Genomic DNA, 20,806 nt, shown 5'->3' on the forward strand with positions numbered 1-20,806 from the left:
CGCGTCGAAGACCTCGTCGATCAGCCGCTGGGCCATGCGCGGGGCCTTCGGGCGGATCAGCTCCACGAGTCTGCGGCGGCCGGCCTTGCGCAGGGCGGCCGGGGAGCCGTGGCGCTCCAGGAGCCAGGTGACGGCGTGGTGGTCCAGACGCGGTCCCAGGACGCGTTCCTGGGAGGGGTGGAACTGGGTGAGCAGGCCGCGTATCCGGTTGCTGGTGCGGGTGGCCTCGGCGGCGAGGTCCTGGTCGAAGCCGGTCAGCACGGTCAGCTCAGCGGTGATCTCGTCGGTCAGTTCCAGGGAGCGCAGGGTGTGCGGCATCGTCCGCGCGGCATCGGCGATGGCGGCCGCGTCCTTGGCGTCGGTTCTGGCCTCGCCGGGGTAGAGGTCGGCGATCCGGCGCATGGCCAGGCCGGGCAGGTAGGCGACGCGGCAGCCGGCGTCGCGGGCGACGGTCAGCGGCAGGGCGCCGATGGAGGCGGGCTGGTCCACGATGACCAGGACGGTGCCGAACTTCGCGGTCAGCTTGTCGAACACGGCCCGCAGCTTCGGCTCGCTGTTGGGCGGCGGCTTGTCGAAGAACTTCTTCCCGGCCGGGGTGAGTCCGTGGCCGTGGTGCGCGGACTTGCCGACGTCCAGGCCGTGGAACACGCCCACGTCTTCGATCTGGAACATCGTTTCCTTCCAGGGGTGTTGACGGTGCCGGCCTCGGCTCGGGTGTCGTGCTCGCGCATCCATGTTATGCAGACCTGCCGCCCGCGAGCTGTCCGGCGTTGCGCCGGACCGGACGGTGGCCGGACCTCTGATCAGCGTCTCCGACGAACACCCCTCGGGCCCGGTGACACCACCCCCCCCAGGTCATTCCTTCGACAGGGGGACACAGTCATGCCGAGCCCGGAGGCCAGCGGCCCTCTTGCAGGACCGCAGAAAAACATAACGGGGGGAATGGCTGCCTTGTCGCTCGTATCGGACGGTGAGGCGGCGGTAGTCGAAGAGTCAGAAGATCGAGCGCTCGATCTTCCAGCGGTGGCGGCCGAGGCGTTCGCCGGACTCGATGCCGGGACGGGCGATGTGCGGGATGAGGTTCCGGCTGCGCAGCCAGCGCTCGGCGGAGTAGTACGCCTTCTCCGCACGGATCCTCCCCGGCCTCCACCGGCAGAGTCCGCGCCGGGCACGGACGGCGGGTATGCCCAGGATGAGCGGCTTGAACGCCTGGCTGTCGTGTGCGTTCGCCACGGACACCGCGACGGCCAGCGGGATTCCCCGTGTCTCGGACAGCACGTGCAGTTTGCTGCCCTTCTTGCCCCGGTCGACCGGATTCGGCCCGGTCAGCGAGCCCCCCTTTTTGCCCGCACCGACGCAGCGTCAACGATCGCGGAAGTCCAGTCCAGTTCACCTCTGGCGCCGAGTTCGTCCAGGACCGCGCGGTGCAGCCTGCGCCACAGTCCGGCCTCGGTCCACACACTGAACCGGCGGTGCGCGGTGGCCGGCGAGACACCGAACGATTCCGGCAGATACCGCCAGGCGCACCCGCTCGTCAGCACGTACACCACGGCCACGAACACCGACCGCTCATCCACCGGAGCAGTACCCCCGCCCTGCGGGCGCGACGTGAACTTCGGCAGCAACGGAGCGACCAGCTCCCACAGTTCGTCGGGAACCAGCCGACGCGACAGATCATCCCTCACGAAACAGCATCATGCCGCATCAACGAGTCACCACATGAGACATCCTCTAAGAGGATGCTGGGCAGGGACGATTAGTGATCAATTCTTTGTAGACAATGCCGATAGGATGAACCTAGGATTTGGCCGGAGATGATCGCGAAGGTAGATCGATTAAACTTTGACTTTCAGGGGATTCCTTATGCCCAGTCCCACCGTGTGGAATGTCGTTTCGGATGCAGGGCCGGGTACGGGGTCGCACGCCGACGCCGACATCGTGCTCGCCGTGGATTTCCCGGTCACGGGGAGGAACGAGGGCGGATTCGCCGATCTGGCTCCGGGCCTGAAGTTGGACTGCGCCCTGTGGCAGACCGTCGCCCCGGTCCGTGACCCGCAGACGGATGCTCTGGACGACACCTATCTGGAGCCCTGGCTCTCCGAGGTGGCCGCCTCAGGCCGCTCGGTCCGCGCCGTGCTCGGCTACTGCGCGGGCTCCGTCTTCGCCGGCGTGCTCGCCGAGAAGATCGGCGCACGGCAGGTGACCGTGCCCCGGGTGGTGCTGTTCGACCCCGAACTGGTCGACGTACCCACCGTGCACCTTCAGTTCGGCCGGGTGATCGGTAACATGACCACCGTTCTGACGACCGGGGAGATAGTCGAGCTGTCCGGCGCCGCGGAGAAGCTCGCCGCGCAGAGTGGTGTCGCTCCCGGCGTCTTCGCCGCCGGGCTCTACGCGGCCTTCCGCCCGATCGGCACCTCGGCCCTGCAGCGGGCCGGGCTTGACGAGGGCTACGCAGGCGAACTGGTGCAGTTGGTCGGCTCGTTCATGTCCTACCTGGCCACCGCTGCCGGTCTCGACCCGCGTCCAGGCTGGCAGGGCGCCACCGTCGTCACCTCCGCCAGCGAGAGCAGCGGGCTGAATCGGATGCGCGCCACGCCCGGTGTCGCACCCATCGAGGTCGCCGACGAGCGGCGCTTCGAGGTCGAACACCGTGACCTGCTGCGCACGCCCGCCATCGCCGAGACGGTGGCTGGCTTCCTGGCCGCCGGGACCGGGGAGAGCGCGTGAGCGGCGAACTCCCGGTCACCGCCGCCCAGGACGGGCGGGGGCTGCCGGCCGGGCACATACGGCCGAGCCGCAAGGAGACCACCCTGTGGCTCCTCGACGAACTCGTCCCTGGCAGCGGTGCCAACAACCTGTCGCTGGCCTTGCGGGTACGGGGTCGCCTCGACGCCGCCGCCACCGCGCACGCGGTACGCCTCCTGACGGAACGCTTCGAGGTGCTGCGCACGGTTTACCACCGTGAGGACGCCGAGCTGACCAAAGCCATCGCGCCGTCCGTGGCCGTCGACCTGGAAGAGGCGGAGCACCACGGCAGCGAGCAGGACGAACCGGCCCTGCTGACGGCCTTCGCCGCCAGGCCGTTCGCCCCGGACGGCAGCCCCCTCCTACGTGCCCTGCTCCTGCACGGCCAGGACACCGACGTCCTGTGCCTGGCCCTCCACCACGCCGTGTCGGACGTGCAGTCGACGGAGATCCTGCGCGCCGAGTTCGTCTCGCTCTACGAGGAGGTGCTCCAGGGCGGGCACCGCACCCCCACCGAGGTGCCCGCCCTGCGCGAGTCCGCACCGTCCGCCGAGAGCCGCGGCTACTGGCAGGAGCAGATGGCCGGCTTCCGGTCCTCGGGCCTGGAACTCCGCTGCGAACAGCGCGACCAGCCCGTCCCCACCCTGCGGGGTGACGAGGTCACCCACGTCCTGTCACCCGAGGCCCACACCGTGGTCCGCCGCCTCCAGCGCGAACTGCGGGCGCCGGAGTCCGTCGTGCTGCTCACCGCGTACGCGGTCCTCCTCGCCGCCCACGGGGCCGGACCCGATCTCGCCATCGGTTCGCCAGTCAACACCCGCCCCCGCGACGCGGTGGACGCGGTCGGTTACCACAGCAACCTGGTCGTCCTGCGCCTGCTCCTCGACCGTGACGCGACCTTCAGAGACCTCGTGTCGCTGACCCGGCGGACGTTCATGGAGGCGATGGCGCACAAGGACGTACCGACCGACGACGTCCTCGACATGGTTGAACGGGGTGGTTCCGGCTGGCGCAACGCGCTCTTCAAGCACGTGTTCAACTACGTTCCCTTCGCCGAGGACCAGCGCACCTTCGCGCTGGCCGGCACCGAGGCCGAACTCCTCGTCGTCGAGAACGGCTTCAGCCAGTTCGACCTCGAGTTCTTCGTCTCGGCCAACCGGGAGACGGCCACTGTCCGTGCCGCGTTCTACACGGGAGTGCTGGACCGCTCGGACGTCGAGCTGATGGTCCTGCGCTACGACGCCCTCCTAGTGGCCCTGGGCACCGGCGTCGACACCCAGATCGCCGCCCTGCCGTCCTGGTCGGACCGGGACCACGGGATCATCGACGCGGCCAACGCCACCGCCCGTACGATCGACCTGCCTTCGGTACTCACCGGATTCGTCCTTAGGGCCGCCGCCGACCCGTCGGCGGTGGCAGTACGGGAAGGCGACCGCACGGCCACATACGGCGGACTGTGGTCCGCCGCCGTCAACACGGCCGCTCGGCTGGCCGACGCCGGCGTACGTCCCGGAGACATCGTCGCGCTCCTCCTACCGCGTGGCGCCGCACTGGCCGCCTCGGTGTTCGGCACCTGGCTCGCGGGTGCGGCCTACCTGCCGCTCGACCCCAACCACCCGGTGGAGCGGCTGACCTACCAGCTCGACGACACCCGGGCCCGCGTCGTCATCGTCGGTGCGGGGATCACCGCCCCGGACGGCCAGGTCACGGTGCCCGCCACCGACTGCGACGCCGTGCCGCAGGTGCCGGTGGACGAGTCGGCGGTGAAGGTCGACCCGGACGCCCTCGCATACGTGATCCACACCTCCGGCTCCACCGGCAGGCCCAAGGGGATCCCGATCCGGCACGGCAGCCTCATCAACCACATCGTCGACTACGCCGAACGGTTCGGCGTTGCGGGCTCCACCCGCCCCACGGGCTGGCTCAGCACCTACAGTTTCGACACCTCCTCGCTCGAATTGATGATGCCACTGCTGCACGGCGGTCACACCGTCGTGCTCCCGGACGAGGCGCGCACGGACGGCGCCCTGCTGGCGGACGCCGTCCGTGCACACGACATAGGCCTGCTCCAGGCGACCCCGACCACCTGGCGGCTGGTCGCCCACGAGGCGGCCGACGCCACCGCCGGACGCGTCATCCTCACCGGCGGTGAACCCCTGTCCGCCGAACTCGCCACCCGGCTGCTCGACGCGGGCGCCGAACTGTGGAACGTCTACGGCCCCACCGAGAGCACCATCTGGGCGACCGCCGGAGCCATACCTTCCGGTCACGGCGGCCGGGTGGACATCGGTGTGCCCGTGACCAACACCCAGATCTTCATCGCCGATCCACACGGCAGGCCGCTGCCGGTCGGCCTCCGCGGAGAGCTGTGCGTCGCGGGCGTCGGAGTCGCCTCCGGCTACCACGAACGGCCCGGACTGACCGCGGAGCGCTTCGGGCAGAACGACGAGTACGGACGTTTCCACCGCTCCGGAGACGTGGCCCGCTGGCGGCCGGACGGCAGGATCGACCTGTTCGGCCGGATGGACCGGCAGGTCAAACTGCGCGGCAACCGGATCGAGCCGGCCGAGATCGAAGCGGTCCTGCTCAGCCACCCCGACGTCGAGGCGGCGGCCGTCGTGGTCGTTGGCGATCCCGGGGCGGACGGCTACCTGGCCGCCTTCGTCCGGATCCCCAGCCGACCCGAGGCCGTGGACGAACTGTGGGACCACGCCCACGGGCAGCTCCCGCGCTCGGTCGTCCCGCACCGGTTCATCGCCGTGGACGCCTTTCCCCGTACCGGCAGCGACAAGGTAGACCACCTGGCGCTCGCCGAGCAGGCCGCCCGGCACCACGGCCCGGCAGTCGGCGGCCGGCCCGAGGGTGCGGCGCCGGCCGACGACCTGACGGCCACCGTCCTGAGCCTGTTCGCCGAACTGCTGGACCGCTCCGACCTCGACGCCGGTGCGCACTTCTTCGCCAACGGCGGGCACTCGCTGCTGGCCGTCTCCCTCGCCCAGCGGATCAAGGACATCACCGGTATAAGGCTCGCGCTGACCGACGTATTCGAGACCGCCACCCCTGCCGCCCTCGCCGACCGGCTGCGCCGGCTCGTCTGACGGACCGAAAGAGACCTCTCATGGAAATCCTCAAGCTCGCAGTCAGCGGCTGGTTCGCGCGGGCCCTCGCGGTCGCCGCCCGCCTGGAGATAGCCGACATCCTCGACGGCGGATCGATGACCTCGGCCGAGCTTGCCGAGCGTACCGGGTCCGACCCCGACGTCCTCCAGCGCCTCCTCCAGATGCTCACCGTGCCGGCCGTACTGGAGAGGGACGGGGAGAAGTTCCGGCTGACCGCGGCGTACGCGCCGCTGCGCGCGGACCACCCCACCACCCAGCGCCACTTCGCCATCCTCGCCGCCGAGCTATACGACGACGCCTTCGCCGGTCTGCTGCACACCGTGAAGACCGGCAAGTCCGGCTTCCAGGAGGTCTTCGGGGAGTCCCTCTACGAGTACCTGGAGACCCACCCCGAGACGGCGGACCTGTTCGACAAGGGCATGGTCGACCTCGCGACGCCGGTGGCCCAGTGCCTGCTCGGCCTGCACGACTTCAGCACGGCGAAGAGCGTCGTCGACGTTGGCGGCGGCAGCGGCGGGCTGCTCCCCGTCCTCCTGGCCGCCCACCCAGACCTGCACGGCACCGTCGCCGACCGGGCCAGCGTCTGCGCCAGGGGCCGCACCGCCCTGGAGCGGGTCGTGCAGCAGGACGTGCGCGACCGCATCGGCTTCGTCCCCAGTGACTTCTTCGTCGAGGTCCCGGCCGGTGCTGACCGCTACCTGCTGAAGAACGTGTTGCACGACTGGACGTACGAGAACTGCGTACGGATCCTGCGCACCGTCGCCACCGCCATGGCCGACAGCTCACCGGACGCCAGGCTGCTCGTCGTGGAGCCGCTGGTCGAGAGCGACATCGACGGCTGGCGGGCCATGTTCCAGGCCGTCGCCTGCGACGAGGGCACCACGGGGCTGGACGAGTCTGCCATGCGGCAGGCGCTGGAGGAGGCGGGCTTCACGGTAAAGTCCGTGGGTCAACTGCCCACGCAGCACAAGGTGTTCGTCACCTCCCTGCGTGCCTCCTGATGCTCACGCCCGTCTTCCTGTTCGCGGGGCAGGGATCGCAGTACCACGGCATGGGCAGATGGCTCTACGGGGCCGACCTCGCCTTCCGTGACGCCCTGGACTCCCTGGACGCGACCGTCAGGGAGGTGCGCGGCGATTCGGTGATCGAGGCGATTCATGGCCCCGGCCTGGGCCCCCAGCACCCGATGTCGCGGTTCTCCCTGACCCAGCCGGCCATCTTCATGGTCGAGTACGCGCTGGCGCGGATGCTGCGGGCCCACGGGTTCGAACCCGGCGCGGTGCTCGGCGCCAGCCTGGGCGAGATCGTGGCAGCGTCCGTTGCGGGGGCCGTCGACCCGGACGAGTGCCTGCGCTCCCTGCTGCGCCAGGTCGACGTGTTCGAGGCCGAGTGCCCCCGCGGGGGGATGCTCGCGGTGCTGGCCGACCCAGGCCTCGCCCACCGAGACCCCGTCCTCGCCGAGGCGTACGTCGCCGCAGTGAACTCGCCGGAGAACTTCGTCCTGGCAGGCACCGCCGAGGCCCTGGACCGGATCGAGAGCCACCTGCACGCCACCGGAACGCTCTGCCAGCGGCTGCCCGTATTGTTCCCCTTCCACTCGCCGCTGATCGACCCGGTCGAGGGCGTGTTCAAGGAGCTGATCGGCGAGCTGACCATGAGGCCGGCCACGATCCCGCTGATCTCCGGCACCACCGGCACCGCCGTACGGCTGCCGGACCCGGCGCACCTGTGGCGGGTGCTCCGGGACCCCTTCGACCTGTCCCGGGCGCTGGGGCCGCTGCTGGACCGGGACGACCTGCTCTTTCTCGACCTTAGCCCCTCCGGGGCCATGGCCAACCTGGTACGGGCCTCACTGCCGGAGGGCAGCCGTGACCGCGTGCTGCCCCTGCTGTCCCCGTACGCCCGCGACGAGGTGTTGTACCGGGCCGTCCTCGACGCGAGCCCCAGCCTCGCCGCCACCACAAGAATCGAGGTGAACCCCATGAGTGCTTCCGCACAGACACCGGCCCGTCCGTCCACCGCCGCGTCGACGCTCGATGTCCACGTCTTTCCCGGGCAGGGTGCGCAGGCCAAGGGCATGGGCCGGGAGGTGTTCGACCGCTTCCCCGACCTCGTCGCCCGTGCCGATGCCCTCCTCGGCTACTCGATCCGCGAACTGTGCCTGGAGGACCCGGGCCGCAACCTGCGGGACACCCGCTACACCCAGCCCGCTCTGTACGTGGTCAACTCCCTCAGCTGGCTGGCAGCCGTGGGCGAGGGCGGACGGCTGCCGGACTACGTACTGGGGCACAGCCTCGGTGAGTTCTCCGCCCTGTTCGCCGCCGGAGTCTACGACTTCGAGACAGGACTGCGCCTGGTCGTCGAACGAGGCCGGCTCATGGGGCAAGTCACCGGCGGCACGATGGCCGCCGTCTCGTCCGTCGACGCCGCGCTCGTGGAGCGGGTGCTGCGGGAAAACGACCTCAATGACCTTGACATCGCCAACTACAACACGCCGAACCAGACCGTGATCGCCGGCCCCGTGGAATCGGTCGACCGGGCACTGCCCGCGCTGAAGGAGGCTGGCGCCCGGTGTGCGCCGCTCAATGTCAGCGCCCCCTTCCACAGCCGGTACATGGCCGCGGCGGCCGAGGAGTTCGGCAGGCTACTGGACGCCACCCCCTTCGCCGCGCCGAAGATCCCGGTGATCGCCAACGTGGACGCGCGGCCCTACGCGGCGGGCGAGGTGGCCGCCACCCTGCGCCGGCAGATCGCCTCGCCGGTGCGCTGGACCGACAGCATCCGGCTGCTGATGGGCTACGGCGACCTCCGGGTGCGCGAGCTCGGCCCGGGGCAGGTGCTGACCAAGATGGTTGACCGGATCCGCAACGAGGCGATGCCCCTGACACTGCCCGGCCCGGCGGAGCAGACCGCCGTCCGGCGGCCCGAGCCTGTACGTCATGAGGCTGTGCCTGCCGTGTCCGCACGCTCCGCGAAAACCCCCGCCGGGTCGCTAGGGTCGGAGGCCTTTCGTCAGGACTACGGCGTTCGTCTCGCCTACGTCGCTGGCGGGATGCGGCAAGGCGTGGGCTCCGTAGAGCTGGTCGCCAGGATGGCCAGTGCCGGACTGCTCTCCTACTTCGGGGCCTCGGGACTCGCGGCCAGGGACGTGGTTCTGGCGGTCGCCGCGGTCCGCGCACGTGTCCCGGCGGGTGCGCCCTTCGGGGTCAACGTCACGCACGACCCCTTCGACCCGCGTGCCGAGTCCGACCTGGTCGACGTACTGATCCGGGAGGACGTGCGGTTCGTCGAGGCCTCCACGCACGTCGAGGTGACACCCGCCCTGGTACGCCACCGGCTGACCGGCGCCCGGGTGCTGCCGGACGGCACCGTGCACGTGCCCCGGAAGATACTGGCGAAGGTGACCCGGCCGGACTCCGGGCGTCTCTTCCTGGAGCCGCCGCCCGCCGCGCTGGTGAGCCGGCTGGTGGAGCAGGGGCTGCTCAGCACCGAGGAGGCGGCAGCCGGCAGCCGCGTCGCGCTGGCCGACGACGTCTGCGCAGTGGGCGACGCGGGGGACCACTCCGACATGGCGGCCCTGTGGGCGCTGCTGCCCGCGCTGCGCGGACTGCGTGCGGAGCTCGGCGGCGTCGCCGGGGCGGTCCGCATCGGGGCCGGCGGCGGAATCGGCGCCCCCGAGTCGGCAGCGGCCTCCTTCGTACTGGGCGCCGACTTCGTCCTCACCGGCTCCATCAACGCGTGCACCGCCGAGAGCGGGACCAGCGTCGCGGCCAAGGACCTGCTCCAGGCTGCGGACGTCCACGACACCGCCTTCGCACCCTACGGCAACCTCTTCGAACTGGGCGGAAGGACAAGGGTGTTGCGCAAGGGAGTGCTCTTCCACGCCCGCGCGGGAAAGCTCCACGACCTGTGGCGCAACCACGACTCCTGGGAGGCGGTCCCTGCCGCGGCGCGCGCGAAGGTGGAGCGGGACTATCTGGGGGCCTCCTTCGAGGAGATCCTCGCCCGCTCCGGCAACTCCTCCGTCGGCTCTCGCGGGCAGGCTCTGGACCCCAAGCGGCGGATGGCGCTCGTCTTCCGCTGGTACTGCGCGCAGGCCGCGATCTGGGCGATCGAAGGCACGCCGGGCCGCGTCGCCAACTACCAGATCCCTTGCGGCCCTGCCCTCGGCGCCTGCAACCGGTGGCTGGCCGGCACCCCGCTGCACGCCTGGGCGGACCGGCACGCCGACGAACTGGCTGAACGCCTGATGACCGAGGCCGCCGAGGTCGTGAACGGTGGCCTCCAGCGCCGCAGCTCCTGACCGCACGTCCCGGCCTCGGCACGGCCGAGTCCCCGTGCGACGTCAGCACGATCCCCGTGCGACGTCAGCAATCTCAGCAAGCTCTCAACAGGAAACGAGGCACGCCAAATGACCGCGGTTCCCCCCACGGAACTCACCACCGAACAGGACGACCTCGCCAGTGAGTTCGATCTGTCCGACCCGAAGTTCATCACCGACCCGAAGGCGGGGGAGCGCTGGCTCGGCGGCCCCCAACCCGTCTGCCGTGGGAAGTTCGCGGACGGCAGCGACATCTGGGTGGTGACCGGGTACCACGACGTCAAGACGGTGCTCGGAGAGCCGACCCTGCGCAGCAGCCCGCCGGGCGACTCCCACCGGGAGAGCATGCTCTCCCGGGGCATCCCCGAGGACATCGTCGACATGTTCGACGCCACCCTGCTGACCATGGACGGCGAGGATCACATGCGGGTCCGCCGACTCGTCACCCGGGCTCTGTCCGCCCGTCGGATGCTCGCACTGACACCGGCCGTCGAACGTGTCGCGGCACATCTGCTCGACGGCCTCGCCGACAGGGCCGAGCCCGACCTGATCGCGGATTACGCGCACCCGCTCGCCATCATCGTCATCTGCGAACTCCTCGGCGTCGACGAGGAGTACCGCGAGCAGTGGCGTGAGTGGAGCGAGACCCTCGCCCAGGCGCTGCGCCCGAATCCCGAGCAGTTCGCCCCTGCCGTACGGGGCATGGCCCGCGTGACGAGGCAACTGATCGCCGCCCGCCGGGCCGAGCCGCGGGACGACCTGATCTCCGAGCTCGTGCAGATCCACGAGGAGGACAGCGACCGGCTGACCGACGACGAGCTGACGGCCCTGGCGATGGTGCTCGTACAGGCCGGCCACGAAACGGTCCGCAACCTCGTCGCGCTCGGCGCCTTCACCCTGCTCCAACATCCCGACCAGCTGGAGCTGCTGAGGAAAGACTCCTCCCTCGGCAGTCGCGCCGCCGCCGAACTCGTACGCCGCACGGCGCCGGTGAAGCACACCTTCCGCCGCTTCGTCACCGAACCCCTCGAGATCGGCGGTGTGCAGGTGCAGCCCGGAGAGGCGATCCAGGTGGTGCTGGCCGCCGCGAACCGCGATCCCGAGGTCTTCGAGGAGCCGGAACGCCTCGACATCACCCGTGAGCAGAACGCACACCTGGGCTTCGGCCGGGGCGCGCACTACTGCCTGGGCGCGAGCCTCGCCCTGATCGAGGGGGAAGTCGCCCTGACCGCGCTGTTCCACCGGTTCCCCGACCTGGCGCTGGCCGTGGACCCGCAGGAGATCGAGCCGCGCTTCCTGCTCCCGATGCAATGCCTTCCCGTCCGCCTGTTTCCGGAGAGCGAGATGCGATGACCGACGACCTCCCCACGGTTCCGCGCCTGCCGATGGCCCGGGGCGGCTGCCCGTTCGATCCCGCACCCGAGCTGGGCGCGCTCAGTGCCGACCGCCCCGTCGCCCGAATGAAATTCCCGGACGGCCACGTGGGCTGGCTCGTCACCGGATACCCCCAGGTCCGCGAACTGCTCGCCGATCCCCGGATGAGCTCGAGGGGAGAGGCACTGCGCGCGCCCCTCGCACTGCCGATGGCAACCGACCGCATCAAGGTGCCCGCCGGCATGTTCACGGCGATGGACCCGCCGGAACACACCCGCTACCGGCGGGCGGTGGCCGGCTGGTTCTCGGCGCGCCGCACCCTCGCCCTCGAACCTCGGCTGACGGAGCTCGCCGCGCACCATCTGGACACCATGGCCGACGGCAAGGGCGAGGGGCCAGCCGACCTGGTGGCGGAGTACGCGGCGCCCATGGCCGCCTCGGTCATCTGCGAACTGCTGGGCGTGCCCCCGGCGGAACGCCTGGCCTTCGGCCAGGCCGTCAACTCCCTCTTCGCCGTGCACTCCAGTGCCGAGGAGGCCATCGCCGGCTGGCAGGCCATCGGCGCGCTGCTACGCGGGCTGGTCGAGTCGAAGCGCACCCGGCCGGCGGACGACCTGCTCGGCGCCCTCGTCACCGAGGGCAAACTCACTGACGAGGAACTCGCCACTGTCGGCAGCGTCCTGCTGACCGCCGGGTACGACACCAGCACGAACATGATCGCCCTCGGCACCTTCGCCCTGCTGGAACATCCTGGGCAACTGGCCGCGCTGGCCGCCGACCCCTCCCTGGCGGACAGGGCGGTTGAGGAACTGCTGCGCTACCTCACGGTCGTCCACGCGGGCGGCATCCGGGTGGTGGGCGAAGACCTGGAGTTCCAGGGACACCGGATGGCGGCCGGAGACGCGGTCTCGCTCTCCTTCGCCGCCGCCAACCGTGATCCCGCGCTCTGTGCCCTGCCTGACGAGCTCGACGTGACCCGTGAGCCCGTACCGCACCTCGCCTTCGGGCACGGCATCCACCAGTGCGTGGGTCAGCAACTCGCCAGGCTGGAACTGCGGGTCTCCCTCTCGGCGCTGCTCGGCCGCTTCCCGGGACTGCGTCTCGCCGTCCCCGCCGCAGAGGTCCGTACCCGCGCAGACATGATCATTTACGGCGTCCACGAGTTGCCTGTGACCTGGTGAACGGAGAGCACGTGCTGTACCGAGAGATGTTCAAGTCCAAGATCCACCGCGCCACGGTGACCCAGGCGGACCTGCACTACGTGGGCTCCGTCACCATCGACTCCACCCTGATGGCCGCCGCGAACCTGTGGCCGGGGGAGAAGGTCGACATCGTCGACATTGACAACGGGGCCAGGCTCAGCACCTACGTCATCGAGGGCGAGGCGGACAGCGGGGTCATCGGCATCAACGGCGCCGCGGCCCACCTCATCAACCCCGGCGACCTCGTCATCATCATCTCCTACGCGTCCATGAGCGAGGAGTACGCCCGCACCTACGAACCCTCCGTGGTGTTCGTCGACGTGGACAACCGTCTCGTCACGACCGGCACCGACCCCGCCGACGTACCCGAAGGATGTGATCTGGTGCGCGGCGACACCATCACCGCCTGACTGAGGTTCTCGACTGTCCTGTTGGGGATTTTTCGGCGCGTCAGCGGGGCCACCACACACGCGGCCGAGGACGACCCCAAACGCATGACCTCCGAGGCCGCTTTCGCCCATCTGTCCGGCTTCGCCTTGATTCTGCCTCCTCTGTCACGTCGAACGCCGCACCAAGGAAGGGCTGGCCAGGAGGGACATCATGCGCTGCCTCAAGCGATTCGTCGCCCGCGAGGTCTACCGCGCACTGGCCACCACACCAACGGAATGAATCCCCCAAACCGGCCTCGCTCCAGCGGCTTGACATCCATAGGAGCATCCGACCCCCTGCGCATCGGAGACCCGTATGAGTTCCACCCCTGACGTGATGACCGCTTTCACCAGCGGCCTCGCGGACATCAACCTCGACGAGTCAGGCGGCACGCGCCGCAGCGCGAACGCCGCCGGCATGAAGTCGGCCAGCGCCACCATCTACGACATGGCCGCCACGCTCTCCGGCCAGGGAACGCTGTGGAACTGGGGCATGTACGACCCCGACCTCGCCAAGGAGATGCGCGCCCGCGTGCCCGGCTTCGGCGAGCCGTGGACCGACGGCTTCAGCGAGCAGCTCTACTTCCTCGCCCTGCGCGACCTGCCGATCGACCTCGGCAACTACGCGGGACGCCACGTCCTGGAGGTCGGCTGCGGGATGGGGGAGGGTCTCAACCTCCTCTCCCGGATCGCCCCTGGCGCCCGGATGACTGGCCTGGACCTCTCGCCGAAAGCCGTCGACCGGGCCACCGCCACCCTTTCCCGGGGCGACGCGCTCACCTTCGTCCACGGCGACGCGGAGGACCTGCCCTTCGAGGACGCCTCCGTGGACGTCCTCGTCAACATCGAGAGCTCGCACACCTACCCCGACCTCGGCAAGTTCCTCGGTGAGGCCGCCCGGGTGCTGCGCCCCGGCGGCTTCCTCAGCCACATCGACGTCTACACCCGCCAGCGTACGGAGACCATGCGGCGCACTGCGGAGGAGACCGAGGGCCTGGACTGGAAGTCCGACCACGACATCTCGGACCGGGTCCGTGCGGCCGTCCGTAGGCGCATGGCACCCGGCAGCCACTTCCGCACCACCCTGGGCAAGCAGCGCATGAACCCGCTGGTGCGCCAGATCGCCGCGCACAGCCAGATCCTCATGTTCGGTGGGATGTTCGCGGGCTACCAGCCGAGCCCCACGATCAAGGCGCTCAACAAGATGGGCATCGTGCCCTGGATGAGCGGGCTGCCCATGGAGAGCTACCGTCACCGGATCGCCGTCCGCCGATGACCCGCCGCCCGGACCGAGCCCGAAGGGAGGAACCATGAGTGCACGACTGTTCGCCGTCGCCGCCGCCACCGAAGGCCTGCTCCAGGCCCTGCTGCACGCACACCTCGACAGGGTCGGCGGCGCGGACGCCCTGCCGCCGCTCGCCAGGTACTGCCACGAAGCCGCGACGGGCACTGGCGGCGACCACCGGATGTCCCTTGCCGTCGACTCGTACGAAGACCTGCGCACCCAGCTCGAAGAGGCCTGCGCGGGCGAGGCGGCGAGGGTCCCGGCAGAGGTCACCGTCCGCCGCCCCGGCCTGGCGTTCGTCTTCGCCGGGCAGGGGTCCCAGTGGTACGGGATGGGACGCGAACTCCTCGCGCAGCAGCCGGTTTTCCGTGAGTCGATGTACCAATGCGACCGTATGGTGACGGAGTTCGCTGGCTTTTCCGTGGTCGAGCAGCTGAACCTGCCGGCCAAGAGCGCACGGCTGGACGAACTGGACGTCCTCCAGCCGACGATGGTCTCCCTCCAGATCGCGCTCACAGCACTGTGGCGCAGCTGGGGGATCACCCCCGACGCCGTCATCGGCCACAGCATGGGGGAGGTGGCCGCCGCCCACACGGCAGGCGGGCTGACCCTGCGCGAGGCCCTCATGGTCGCCTGCCGGCGCAGCGCGCTGCTGCGCCGGATCGCCGGCAAGGGGGCGCTGGCCGTGACGGAACTGCCACCCGTCAAGGCGCACGCGCTGGCCGGGGCCAGCGGCGGCGCGATCAGCGTGGCGGGGGAGAACAGCCCCCGCTCCACCGTCCTGGCGGGCGACTCGCACTCGCTGACCTCGCTGGGTGAGCAACTGGAGGCGCGGGACGTCTACTTCCGGGTGATCAAGGGGACGGTCGCCTCGCACAGCCGCTACGTGGAGGAGTTGCGAGGGGATCTGCACACCGCCCTGCGTACCCTGGAGCCGACCCCCACCCGGGTGCCGATGTACTCGACGGTGTCGGCCGAGCCGGTGATGGGTGCCGGGCTCGGGTCCGCCTACTGGATGCGCAATTTGCGGGAGCCGGTGCGGTTCAGGGCCGCGGTGGAGAACCTCGCCGCCGCGGGACACGAGGTGTTTCTTGAGGTCAGTACCCATCCGGTACTGCTCAGTCCGGTGCGCCAGACGCTTGAACACGGCGAGCGGCAGGGCTGGTTGCTGCCCTCCGGCAGGCGGGGGGCCGAGATCCGCTCGATGCTCACCTCGCTCGGGACCCTCTATGCCTGCGGGCGGGAGCCCGACTGGGCGAAGCTGTCACGGCAGGAGCGGGCGGATTCCCCGACTCCGTACCAGGCCGCCGTGCTGGAGGCCGTACGCCTCCCCAGGCCGGTGCCCGTGGGCGAGGCCTAGGAGAACCCGGGACGCGGCTCGGCGGGAAGCCATCAGGAAGCAGGAAAGGGAAGGCCGACGGGGCCCGGAGGCGGGCCCCGTCGGTGTTAGGCGGCGTTGGCCGGGGCGGCGGTCAGGCCGTACAGCCCCGACTGCCGGTGCAGGATGTCGAGGTCGACGAGCGCCCGGCGCAGCGAGACGGCGTCCAGGGCGCCGCTCTCGCACCATGGTTCGAGACGCTCCGTCACGGTGTGCTCGTCGTACTCCTCCCCGGGGGAGAAGGTGGCTTCCGCCATGTGCCGCAGGACCGAGTGCCGGGCCTCCTGCTCCGCCTCGTCGGGCAGGCTCACCAGCACCCGGCCACGTACGAAGCCGCGCAGCCGGGCGTCGGGCTGCTCCGCGGCCGTTTCCTCGTCCCGGCGGCGTGCGGCGGTCTCCGCCACCGCCTCCAGGAGGCCTTCGGAGAGTGCGAGCCGGCCGCGCCCGGCGGGTACGAGAAGTCCGTTGCGGGTCATCTGCCCGATGGCCTTGGCGGCCATCGGGGTGTCGAGCCCCGAGGCGGTGAGGATTTCGGACGAGGTGGACGAGCCGAGCGCGACCGCGGAGAAGATGCGGCGCAGGATCGGGTCGGACAGCACGAGAGTGAATTCGTCAGGTGTCATCGGAGTGTTCCGCAGCCTGCCGGTACGGGCCCGCGCGACGCCGGGGCGCTGTGCGGGCCGGGACCTCAGGGTCAGCGCCCCTTCCGCTTGATCTTGATGCTGGCCAGGTCGGTGGAGACCGACTTGAGCTCGACGCAGTCGGCGCCGAGCTTGCGGACGGCCGTCGTGGCGAGCTCCTCGGCCTGCGCGAGGACGAGTTCCTCGGTGTCGTCGTCGGTCGCGGGGATCAGTACGCGGAAAGTGAAGCCGTGCAGTCCGCGCTCGTAGGCCACGGTGCCCACGTCGGTGAACCGGGCGCTGAGTACGCCGTGTTCGTCTGCCTGGGCGAGCAGCGACGCGCGCTGCTCTTCGTCGAGGGGCGCGAACTTGCCCCGGGTGAGGACCTGGTAGGTCGTATCGCTGCTCATGGTCGTGGGTCTCCAGATGTGATTCTCGGGGCGACGGGCCGTCAGCGGGGCGGCGCCCTACGCCATTTGGTCCCGCCGCACTCGGTGGTGCGGCAGGAGTAGCACCAGGGCGGTGACCGGGATCAGGCCACCGGCCGCCCAGTACAGCGTCTCGCTGTAGGTGGACACGAATGTGTTTGCACGGATCTCACCGAGCGCGCCATCGATCGTATCGCGGGCACCGGGGTCGGCGCCCTGAACGAGTGTGGAACAGCTGGCCGGAACCTTGGCGAGATCGTCCTGGCCCAGTGCCTCGGTCGCACACTCCTGGAGGTCGGCGGCCTGTTGGGAGGAGACCGACCGGACGGTGGGCGCGACCTGTTCGGCCTCCCGGACCGCGTTGCCGGCGAGCGAGGCGAAGAAGAGGCTGCCGATGACCGCCACGCCGAGCGCGGCGCCGAGCTGACCGGTCGCGTTGATGATGCCGGACGCGGCTCCTGCCTCGTGCGGCTTGACCTCCCTGAGGATCAGCGCCGTCAGCGGAGGCATGAGCAGACCCATTCCGGAGCCGATCAGGAGCATGGAGGGGATCGCGTGCCAGGAGGTGATGTCCGTACCGAAGTGGTCGGCGACCCAGGCGAAGGAGGCGATGCCCGCGGCCATCAGGACCGCCCCCGCGAGCAGGCAGTAACGGCCGTAGAGCGGGGAGAACTTGCGTACGGCGAGACCGCCGACGATCGGTACGCACACGGAGAACGGGATCGCGGTCAGACCCGTGTGCAGTGCCGACCAGCCGAGACCGGCCTGGAGGTAGAGGGTCCAGCTGAGGAAGAAGCCGGCCGGGACGGCGCTGAAGAGGAGCTGCACACCGGTGCCGGCACCGAACGCGCGGACCTTGAACAGGGACAGGGTCACCAGCGGCGAGCCGTCCGTGCGGGTCTTGTGGCGTTCGTAGACCACGAACAGTACGAGCACGGGGGCCGCGGCGACGAGCGAGACGATGCTCCACAGCGGCCAGTCGAGTTCACGGCCGAGGGTCAGGGGCATCATGAGCAGCAGCAGCCCGGCGATCACCAGCAGCATGCCGATGATGTCCAGCCGCTTCGCATGAGGAGAGCTCGACTCCCGCATCCACTTCGAGGCGCCGATCAGGGCCGCCACCCCGACCGGCAGGTTCACCACGAAGATGCTGCGCCAGCCGAGGTCCAGCGGGCTCCAGCTGATCAGGGTGCCGCCGATGAGGGGGCCGGACACAATGGCCAGGCCGACCATGCCCGCGTAGAGGCTGACGACGCGGCCGATCTCCTGGGGTGGGAAGGAGACGTGGATGAGCGCGAGTACCTGCGGCACCATGATCGCGGCGGTGAGTCCCTGCAGGACCCGCGCGATGACGAGGAACTCGGTGCTGGGAGCCGCGGCACACAGGGCGGACGCGAGGATGAAACCGCTGACGCCGACCAGGAACATCCGCTTGCGGCCGAAGATGTCGCCGAGCCGGCCGCCGGTGATCAGCAGGACCGCGAGGCTTAGGGTGTAGCCGGCCGTCATCGCCTGGATGGCGGCGGACGAGGCACCGAGGTCGCGCTGGATGCTCGGGATGGCCACGGTGATGATGTTGGCGTCGAGCAGGTCCATGAAGGTGGCGACCAGCAGGACGGTCAGTGCGAGCCACCGCTTCGGGTCGGGCTCGGGTGCGTCTGGGGTGGCAGCTGGACCGGCGGTCGCCGGTTTTACTGTCTGCCCTGCCTTGCTCATGGGTTCTTCTCCAGTTTCTCGGTGGCCGGTTCGGCCGTGGTGCTGCGGGCGAGGGCGGTCCAGGACTTCATCAGTAGTTCCACCACGTCCACGACGGAGTCGGTGCCGCTCTCGGCGGGGCAGAGCACGCGCTGGATGGACAGCCCGTCATCCAGTGCGTGCACGATCAGCGCCAGCATTTCCACCGGAGCCGGGGTGCTCACGCCGCGTGCGGCGAACCCCTGCTCCAGCGCCTGGGCGAGCGCCTCCCTGGACCGGCGCTCGCGGGCCGCCAGCACCGGCAGCAGCTCGGGGTCGCGCAGGCCGTAGAGCCAGAGTTCGGTACGCAGCGCGAGCCAGCTGGCGAGGTTCTGGTCCCGCCGACGGTGCCAGGAGCGGAGGTGTTCGAGCATCACCTCGAAGGTGGCCGCCTCGCGGGTCATCGCCTGGATCTCTTCCAGCTCGTGCTGGGTCCGCTGTTCTAGGAGGGCGAGGACGAGCTCGTGCTTGCCTTCGAAGTTGCCGTAGAAGGCGCCCCGGGTGTAGCCGGCGGCCTCGACGATGTGCTCCACCGAGGTGCCGCTGACCCCCTGGTCGGCGAAAAGTGAGGCCGCGGACTGGAGGAGCTGCTCGCGGGTGACCTGCTTGCTCTGCTGTCTGGTGAGCCGCTTGGTGATGGTGATCGCCTCCTTGGCGCGCTACTCAGATACAGGACCGTATCCCAATCCAGTTGTGTATCTGAAATGGATTCACCCGGCAGGGGTCCCCGGAGCACGACAACGGGCCGCCACCGGCGCCCGAAGACGTGGTAGCGACCCGTTGGGGCCGTCCTGGCAGGAGGTCCAGTGCGTCAGGAGTCCGTGAACTCGGGGGCTCTGAACCGGTTGATGGCGTCGATGTGCCGGGCCCGCAACTCGTGGTCACGCACGCCCAGGCCCTCCTTGGGGGCCAGCGCGAGGATGCCCACCTTGCCGTGGTGGCGGTTGTGGTGCACCTCGTGCAGGGCCTGCCCGGTGTCCGCCAGGGTGTACACCTTCGACAGAGTGGGGTGGATCCTGCCCTTGGAGATCAGCCGGTTCGACTCCCAGGCCTCGCGGTAGTTCGCGAAGTGCGAGCCGACGATCCTCTTCAGCGACATCCACAGGTAGCGGTTGTCGTACTCGTGCATGTACCCCGAGGTGGAGGCGCAGGTGACGATCGTGCCGCCCTTGCGGGCCACGTACACGCTCGCGCCGAAGGTCTCCCGGCCAGGGTGCTCGAAGACGATGTCGACGTCCTCGCCACCGGTCAGCTCACGGATGCGTTTGCCGAAGCGCTTCCACTCCTTCGGGTTCTGGGTGTGTTCGTCCGCCCAGAACGCGTAGCCTTCGGCGGCGCGGTCGATGACCGCCTCCGTACCCATGGCCCGGCAGATGTCGGCCTTCTGCGCGCTGGAGACCACACAGATAGGGTTGGCGCCGCCGGCGAGGGCGAACTGGGTCGCGTACGAACCGAGTCCGCCGCCGGCGCCCCAGATCAGGACGCTGTCGCCCTGCTTCATGCCGGCGCCGTTCCGCGAGACCAGCTGGCGGTAGGCGGTGGAGGCGACCAGTCCGGGGGAGGCGGCCTCTTCCCAGGACAGGTGCCGCGGTTTGGGCATCAGCTGGGTCGACTTCACCAACGCGAGCTCCGCCAGACCGCCAAAGTTCGTCTCGTAGCCCCAAATGCGCTGCTCGGGGTCGAGCATCGCGTCGTTGTGGCCGTCCGGCGCCTCCAGTTCCACCGACAGGCAGTGTGCGACGACCTCGTCCCCCGGCTGCCAGGCGTGGACGCCGGGTCCGGTGCGCAGGACGACGCCCGCGAGGTCGGAACCTATGACGTGGTACGGGAGGTCGTGCCGCCGGGCGAGCGGCGACCGGGCCGCGTACCGCTCCAGGAATCCGAAGGTCGCCAGCGGTTCGAAGAGGGCCGACCAGACGGTGTTGTAGTTGACTGAGGAGGCCATGACGGCCACCAGGGCCTCTCCCGGGCCGAGTTCGGGAACCGGGACCTCGTCCAGGTGCACCGATTTGCGCGGGTCCTTGTCCCGGGCGGCGAGCCCGGAGAACAGGCCGGTTTCGCTCTTGTGCAAGGTGATGGCCCGATAGGCCTCGGGGACGGTGAGTGCGGCGAAGTCCTCCCGCACCGCTTCCCCGCTCATGACGGCGTTGACGATGTCCTGCATGTGGT

General features: G+C 69.9%; 15 protein-coding genes and 1 pseudogene. 9 read left to right on the forward strand and 7 right to left on the reverse strand.

What is annotated here, in order from left to right; all coding sequences use genetic code 11:
• Positions 1–672 (reverse strand): transposase (locus tag B9S58_RS26105; RefSeq protein ID WP_146063528.1); only part of this gene is annotated, 672 nt, incomplete at its 3' end.
• A 324-nt stretch (positions 673–996) separates the two neighbouring features.
• Positions 997–1,685: pseudogene (locus tag B9S58_RS40310) on the reverse strand (IS5 family transposase); the annotation flags it as partial.
• Between the two features lie 262 nt (positions 1,686–1,947).
• On the opposite strand from B9S58_RS40310, the gene B9S58_RS26120 reads away from it, so the two are divergent.
• The 9 genes from B9S58_RS26120 (at position 1,948) to B9S58_RS26160 (ending at position 15,837) form a co-directional block, all read left to right on the forward strand.
• Positions 1,948–2,730: a hypothetical protein gene (locus B9S58_RS26120; protein WP_146063566.1), complete on the forward strand. Its 783-nt coding sequence runs from the start codon at positions 1,948–1,950 to the stop codon at positions 2,728–2,730.
• Positions 2,727–5,846 (forward strand): amino acid adenylation domain-containing protein, encoded by a 3,120-nt coding sequence (locus B9S58_RS26125; protein ID WP_103534487.1) that lies wholly within the window; start codon positions 2,727–2,729, stop codon positions 5,844–5,846. Before B9S58_RS26120 ends, B9S58_RS26125 begins: the two co-directional genes overlap by 4 nt.
• 20 nt (positions 5,847–5,866) lie before the next feature.
• Complete coding sequence (locus tag B9S58_RS26130) at positions 5,867–6,868, forward strand: methyltransferase (RefSeq protein ID WP_103534488.1); 1,002 nt, start codon at positions 5,867–5,869, stop codon at positions 6,866–6,868.
• The gene (gene fabD / locus B9S58_RS26135; RefSeq protein ID WP_103534489.1) at positions 6,868–10,170 is read left to right on the forward strand and encodes an ACP S-malonyltransferase; all 3,303 of its coding nucleotides are present in this window, start codon (positions 6,868–6,870) and stop codon (positions 10,168–10,170) included. Before B9S58_RS26130 ends, fabD begins: the two co-directional genes overlap by 1 nt.
• Positions 10,171–10,278: 108 nt before the next feature.
• The gene (locus tag B9S58_RS26140) at positions 10,279–11,541 is read left to right on the forward strand and encodes a cytochrome P450 (RefSeq protein ID WP_103534490.1); all 1,263 of its coding nucleotides are present in this window, start codon (positions 10,279–10,281) and stop codon (positions 11,539–11,541) included.
• Positions 11,538–12,743, forward strand: coding sequence for a cytochrome P450 (locus B9S58_RS26145; protein WP_103534491.1), 1,206 nt, complete (start codon positions 11,538–11,540; stop codon positions 12,741–12,743). The genes B9S58_RS26140 and B9S58_RS26145 overlap by 4 nt, the downstream gene beginning before the upstream one ends.
• A 14-nt stretch (positions 12,744–12,757) precedes the next feature.
• A complete protein-coding gene (gene panD / locus B9S58_RS26150; RefSeq protein WP_103534509.1) occupies positions 12,758–13,174 on the forward strand; it encodes an aspartate 1-decarboxylase in 417 nt (138 codons plus the stop codon).
• Positions 13,175–13,508: 334 nt separating this feature from the next.
• Positions 13,509–14,468 (forward strand): class I SAM-dependent methyltransferase, encoded by a 960-nt coding sequence (locus B9S58_RS26155; protein WP_103534492.1) that lies wholly within the window; start codon positions 13,509–13,511, stop codon positions 14,466–14,468.
• Positions 14,469–14,502: 34 nt separating this feature from the next.
• Positions 14,503–15,837 carry an acyltransferase domain-containing protein gene (locus B9S58_RS26160; RefSeq protein ID WP_103534493.1) on the forward strand — a complete coding sequence of 445 codons (1,335 nt, stop codon included), beginning with the start codon at positions 14,503–14,505 and terminating at the stop codon, positions 15,835–15,837.
• 86 nt (positions 15,838–15,923) lie between these two features.
• Here the strand turns inward: B9S58_RS26160 and B9S58_RS26165 are convergent, their stop codons facing one another.
• The 5 genes from B9S58_RS26165 to ccrA all read right to left on the reverse strand — a co-directional run bounded on the left by B9S58_RS26165 (position 15,924) and on the right by ccrA (position 20,801).
• The gene (locus B9S58_RS26165; protein WP_103534494.1) at positions 15,924–16,478 is read right to left on the reverse strand and encodes a DUF2087 domain-containing protein; all 555 of its coding nucleotides are present in this window, start codon (positions 16,476–16,478) and stop codon (positions 15,924–15,926) included.
• A 71-nt stretch (positions 16,479–16,549) separates the two neighbouring features.
• Complete coding sequence (locus tag B9S58_RS26170; RefSeq protein ID WP_103534495.1) at positions 16,550–16,885, reverse strand: DUF6204 family protein; 336 nt, start codon at positions 16,883–16,885, stop codon at positions 16,550–16,552.
• 57 nt (positions 16,886–16,942) lie between these two features.
• Positions 16,943–18,619, reverse strand: a complete 1,677-nt coding sequence (locus tag B9S58_RS26175; protein WP_103534496.1) for an MFS transporter — start codon at positions 18,617–18,619, stop codon at positions 16,943–16,945.
• Positions 18,616–19,281, reverse strand: coding sequence for a TetR/AcrR family transcriptional regulator (locus B9S58_RS26180; RefSeq protein WP_103534497.1), 666 nt, complete (start codon positions 19,279–19,281; stop codon positions 18,616–18,618). Before B9S58_RS26180 ends, B9S58_RS26175 begins: the two co-directional genes overlap by 4 nt.
• Before the next feature lie 167 nt (positions 19,282–19,448).
• A complete protein-coding gene (ccrA, locus tag B9S58_RS26185; RefSeq protein ID WP_103534498.1) occupies positions 19,449–20,801 on the reverse strand; it encodes a crotonyl-CoA carboxylase/reductase in 1,353 nt (450 codons plus the stop codon).
• Positions 20,802–20,806: the final 5 nt, after the last annotated feature.

The sequence above is a fragment of the Streptomyces sp. SM11 genome (assembly GCF_002910905.1).
Classification (GTDB): domain Bacteria; phylum Actinomycetota; class Actinomycetes; order Streptomycetales; family Streptomycetaceae; genus Streptomyces.

Coding starts and splice junctions, on each gene's coding strand:
- B9S58_RS26175 (WP_103534496.1), bottom strand. CDS start 18,619: ATGAGCAAGGCAGGGCAGACAGTAAAACCGGCGACCGCCGGTCCAGCT.
- B9S58_RS26130 (WP_103534488.1), top strand. CDS start 5,867: ATGGAAATCCTCAAGCTCGCAGTCAGCGGCTGGTTCGCGCGGGCCCTC.
- B9S58_RS26170 (WP_103534495.1), bottom strand. CDS start 16,885: ATGAGCAGCGATACGACCTACCAGGTCCTCACCCGGGGCAAGTTCGCG.
- B9S58_RS26145 (WP_103534491.1), top strand. CDS start 11,538: ATGACCGACGACCTCCCCACGGTTCCGCGCCTGCCGATGGCCCGGGGC.
- ccrA (WP_103534498.1), bottom strand. CDS start 20,801: ATGCAGGACATCGTCAACGCCGTCATGAGCGGGGAAGCGGTGCGGGAG.
- B9S58_RS26165 (WP_103534494.1), bottom strand. CDS start 16,478: ATGACACCTGACGAATTCACTCTCGTGCTGTCCGACCCGATCCTGCGC.
- B9S58_RS26140 (WP_103534490.1), top strand. CDS start 10,279: ATGACCGCGGTTCCCCCCACGGAACTCACCACCGAACAGGACGACCTC.
- B9S58_RS26155 (WP_103534492.1), top strand. CDS start 13,509: ATGAGTTCCACCCCTGACGTGATGACCGCTTTCACCAGCGGCCTCGCG.
- B9S58_RS26160 (WP_103534493.1), top strand. CDS start 14,503: ATGAGTGCACGACTGTTCGCCGTCGCCGCCGCCACCGAAGGCCTGCTC.
- fabD (WP_103534489.1), top strand. CDS start 6,868: ATGCTCACGCCCGTCTTCCTGTTCGCGGGGCAGGGATCGCAGTACCAC.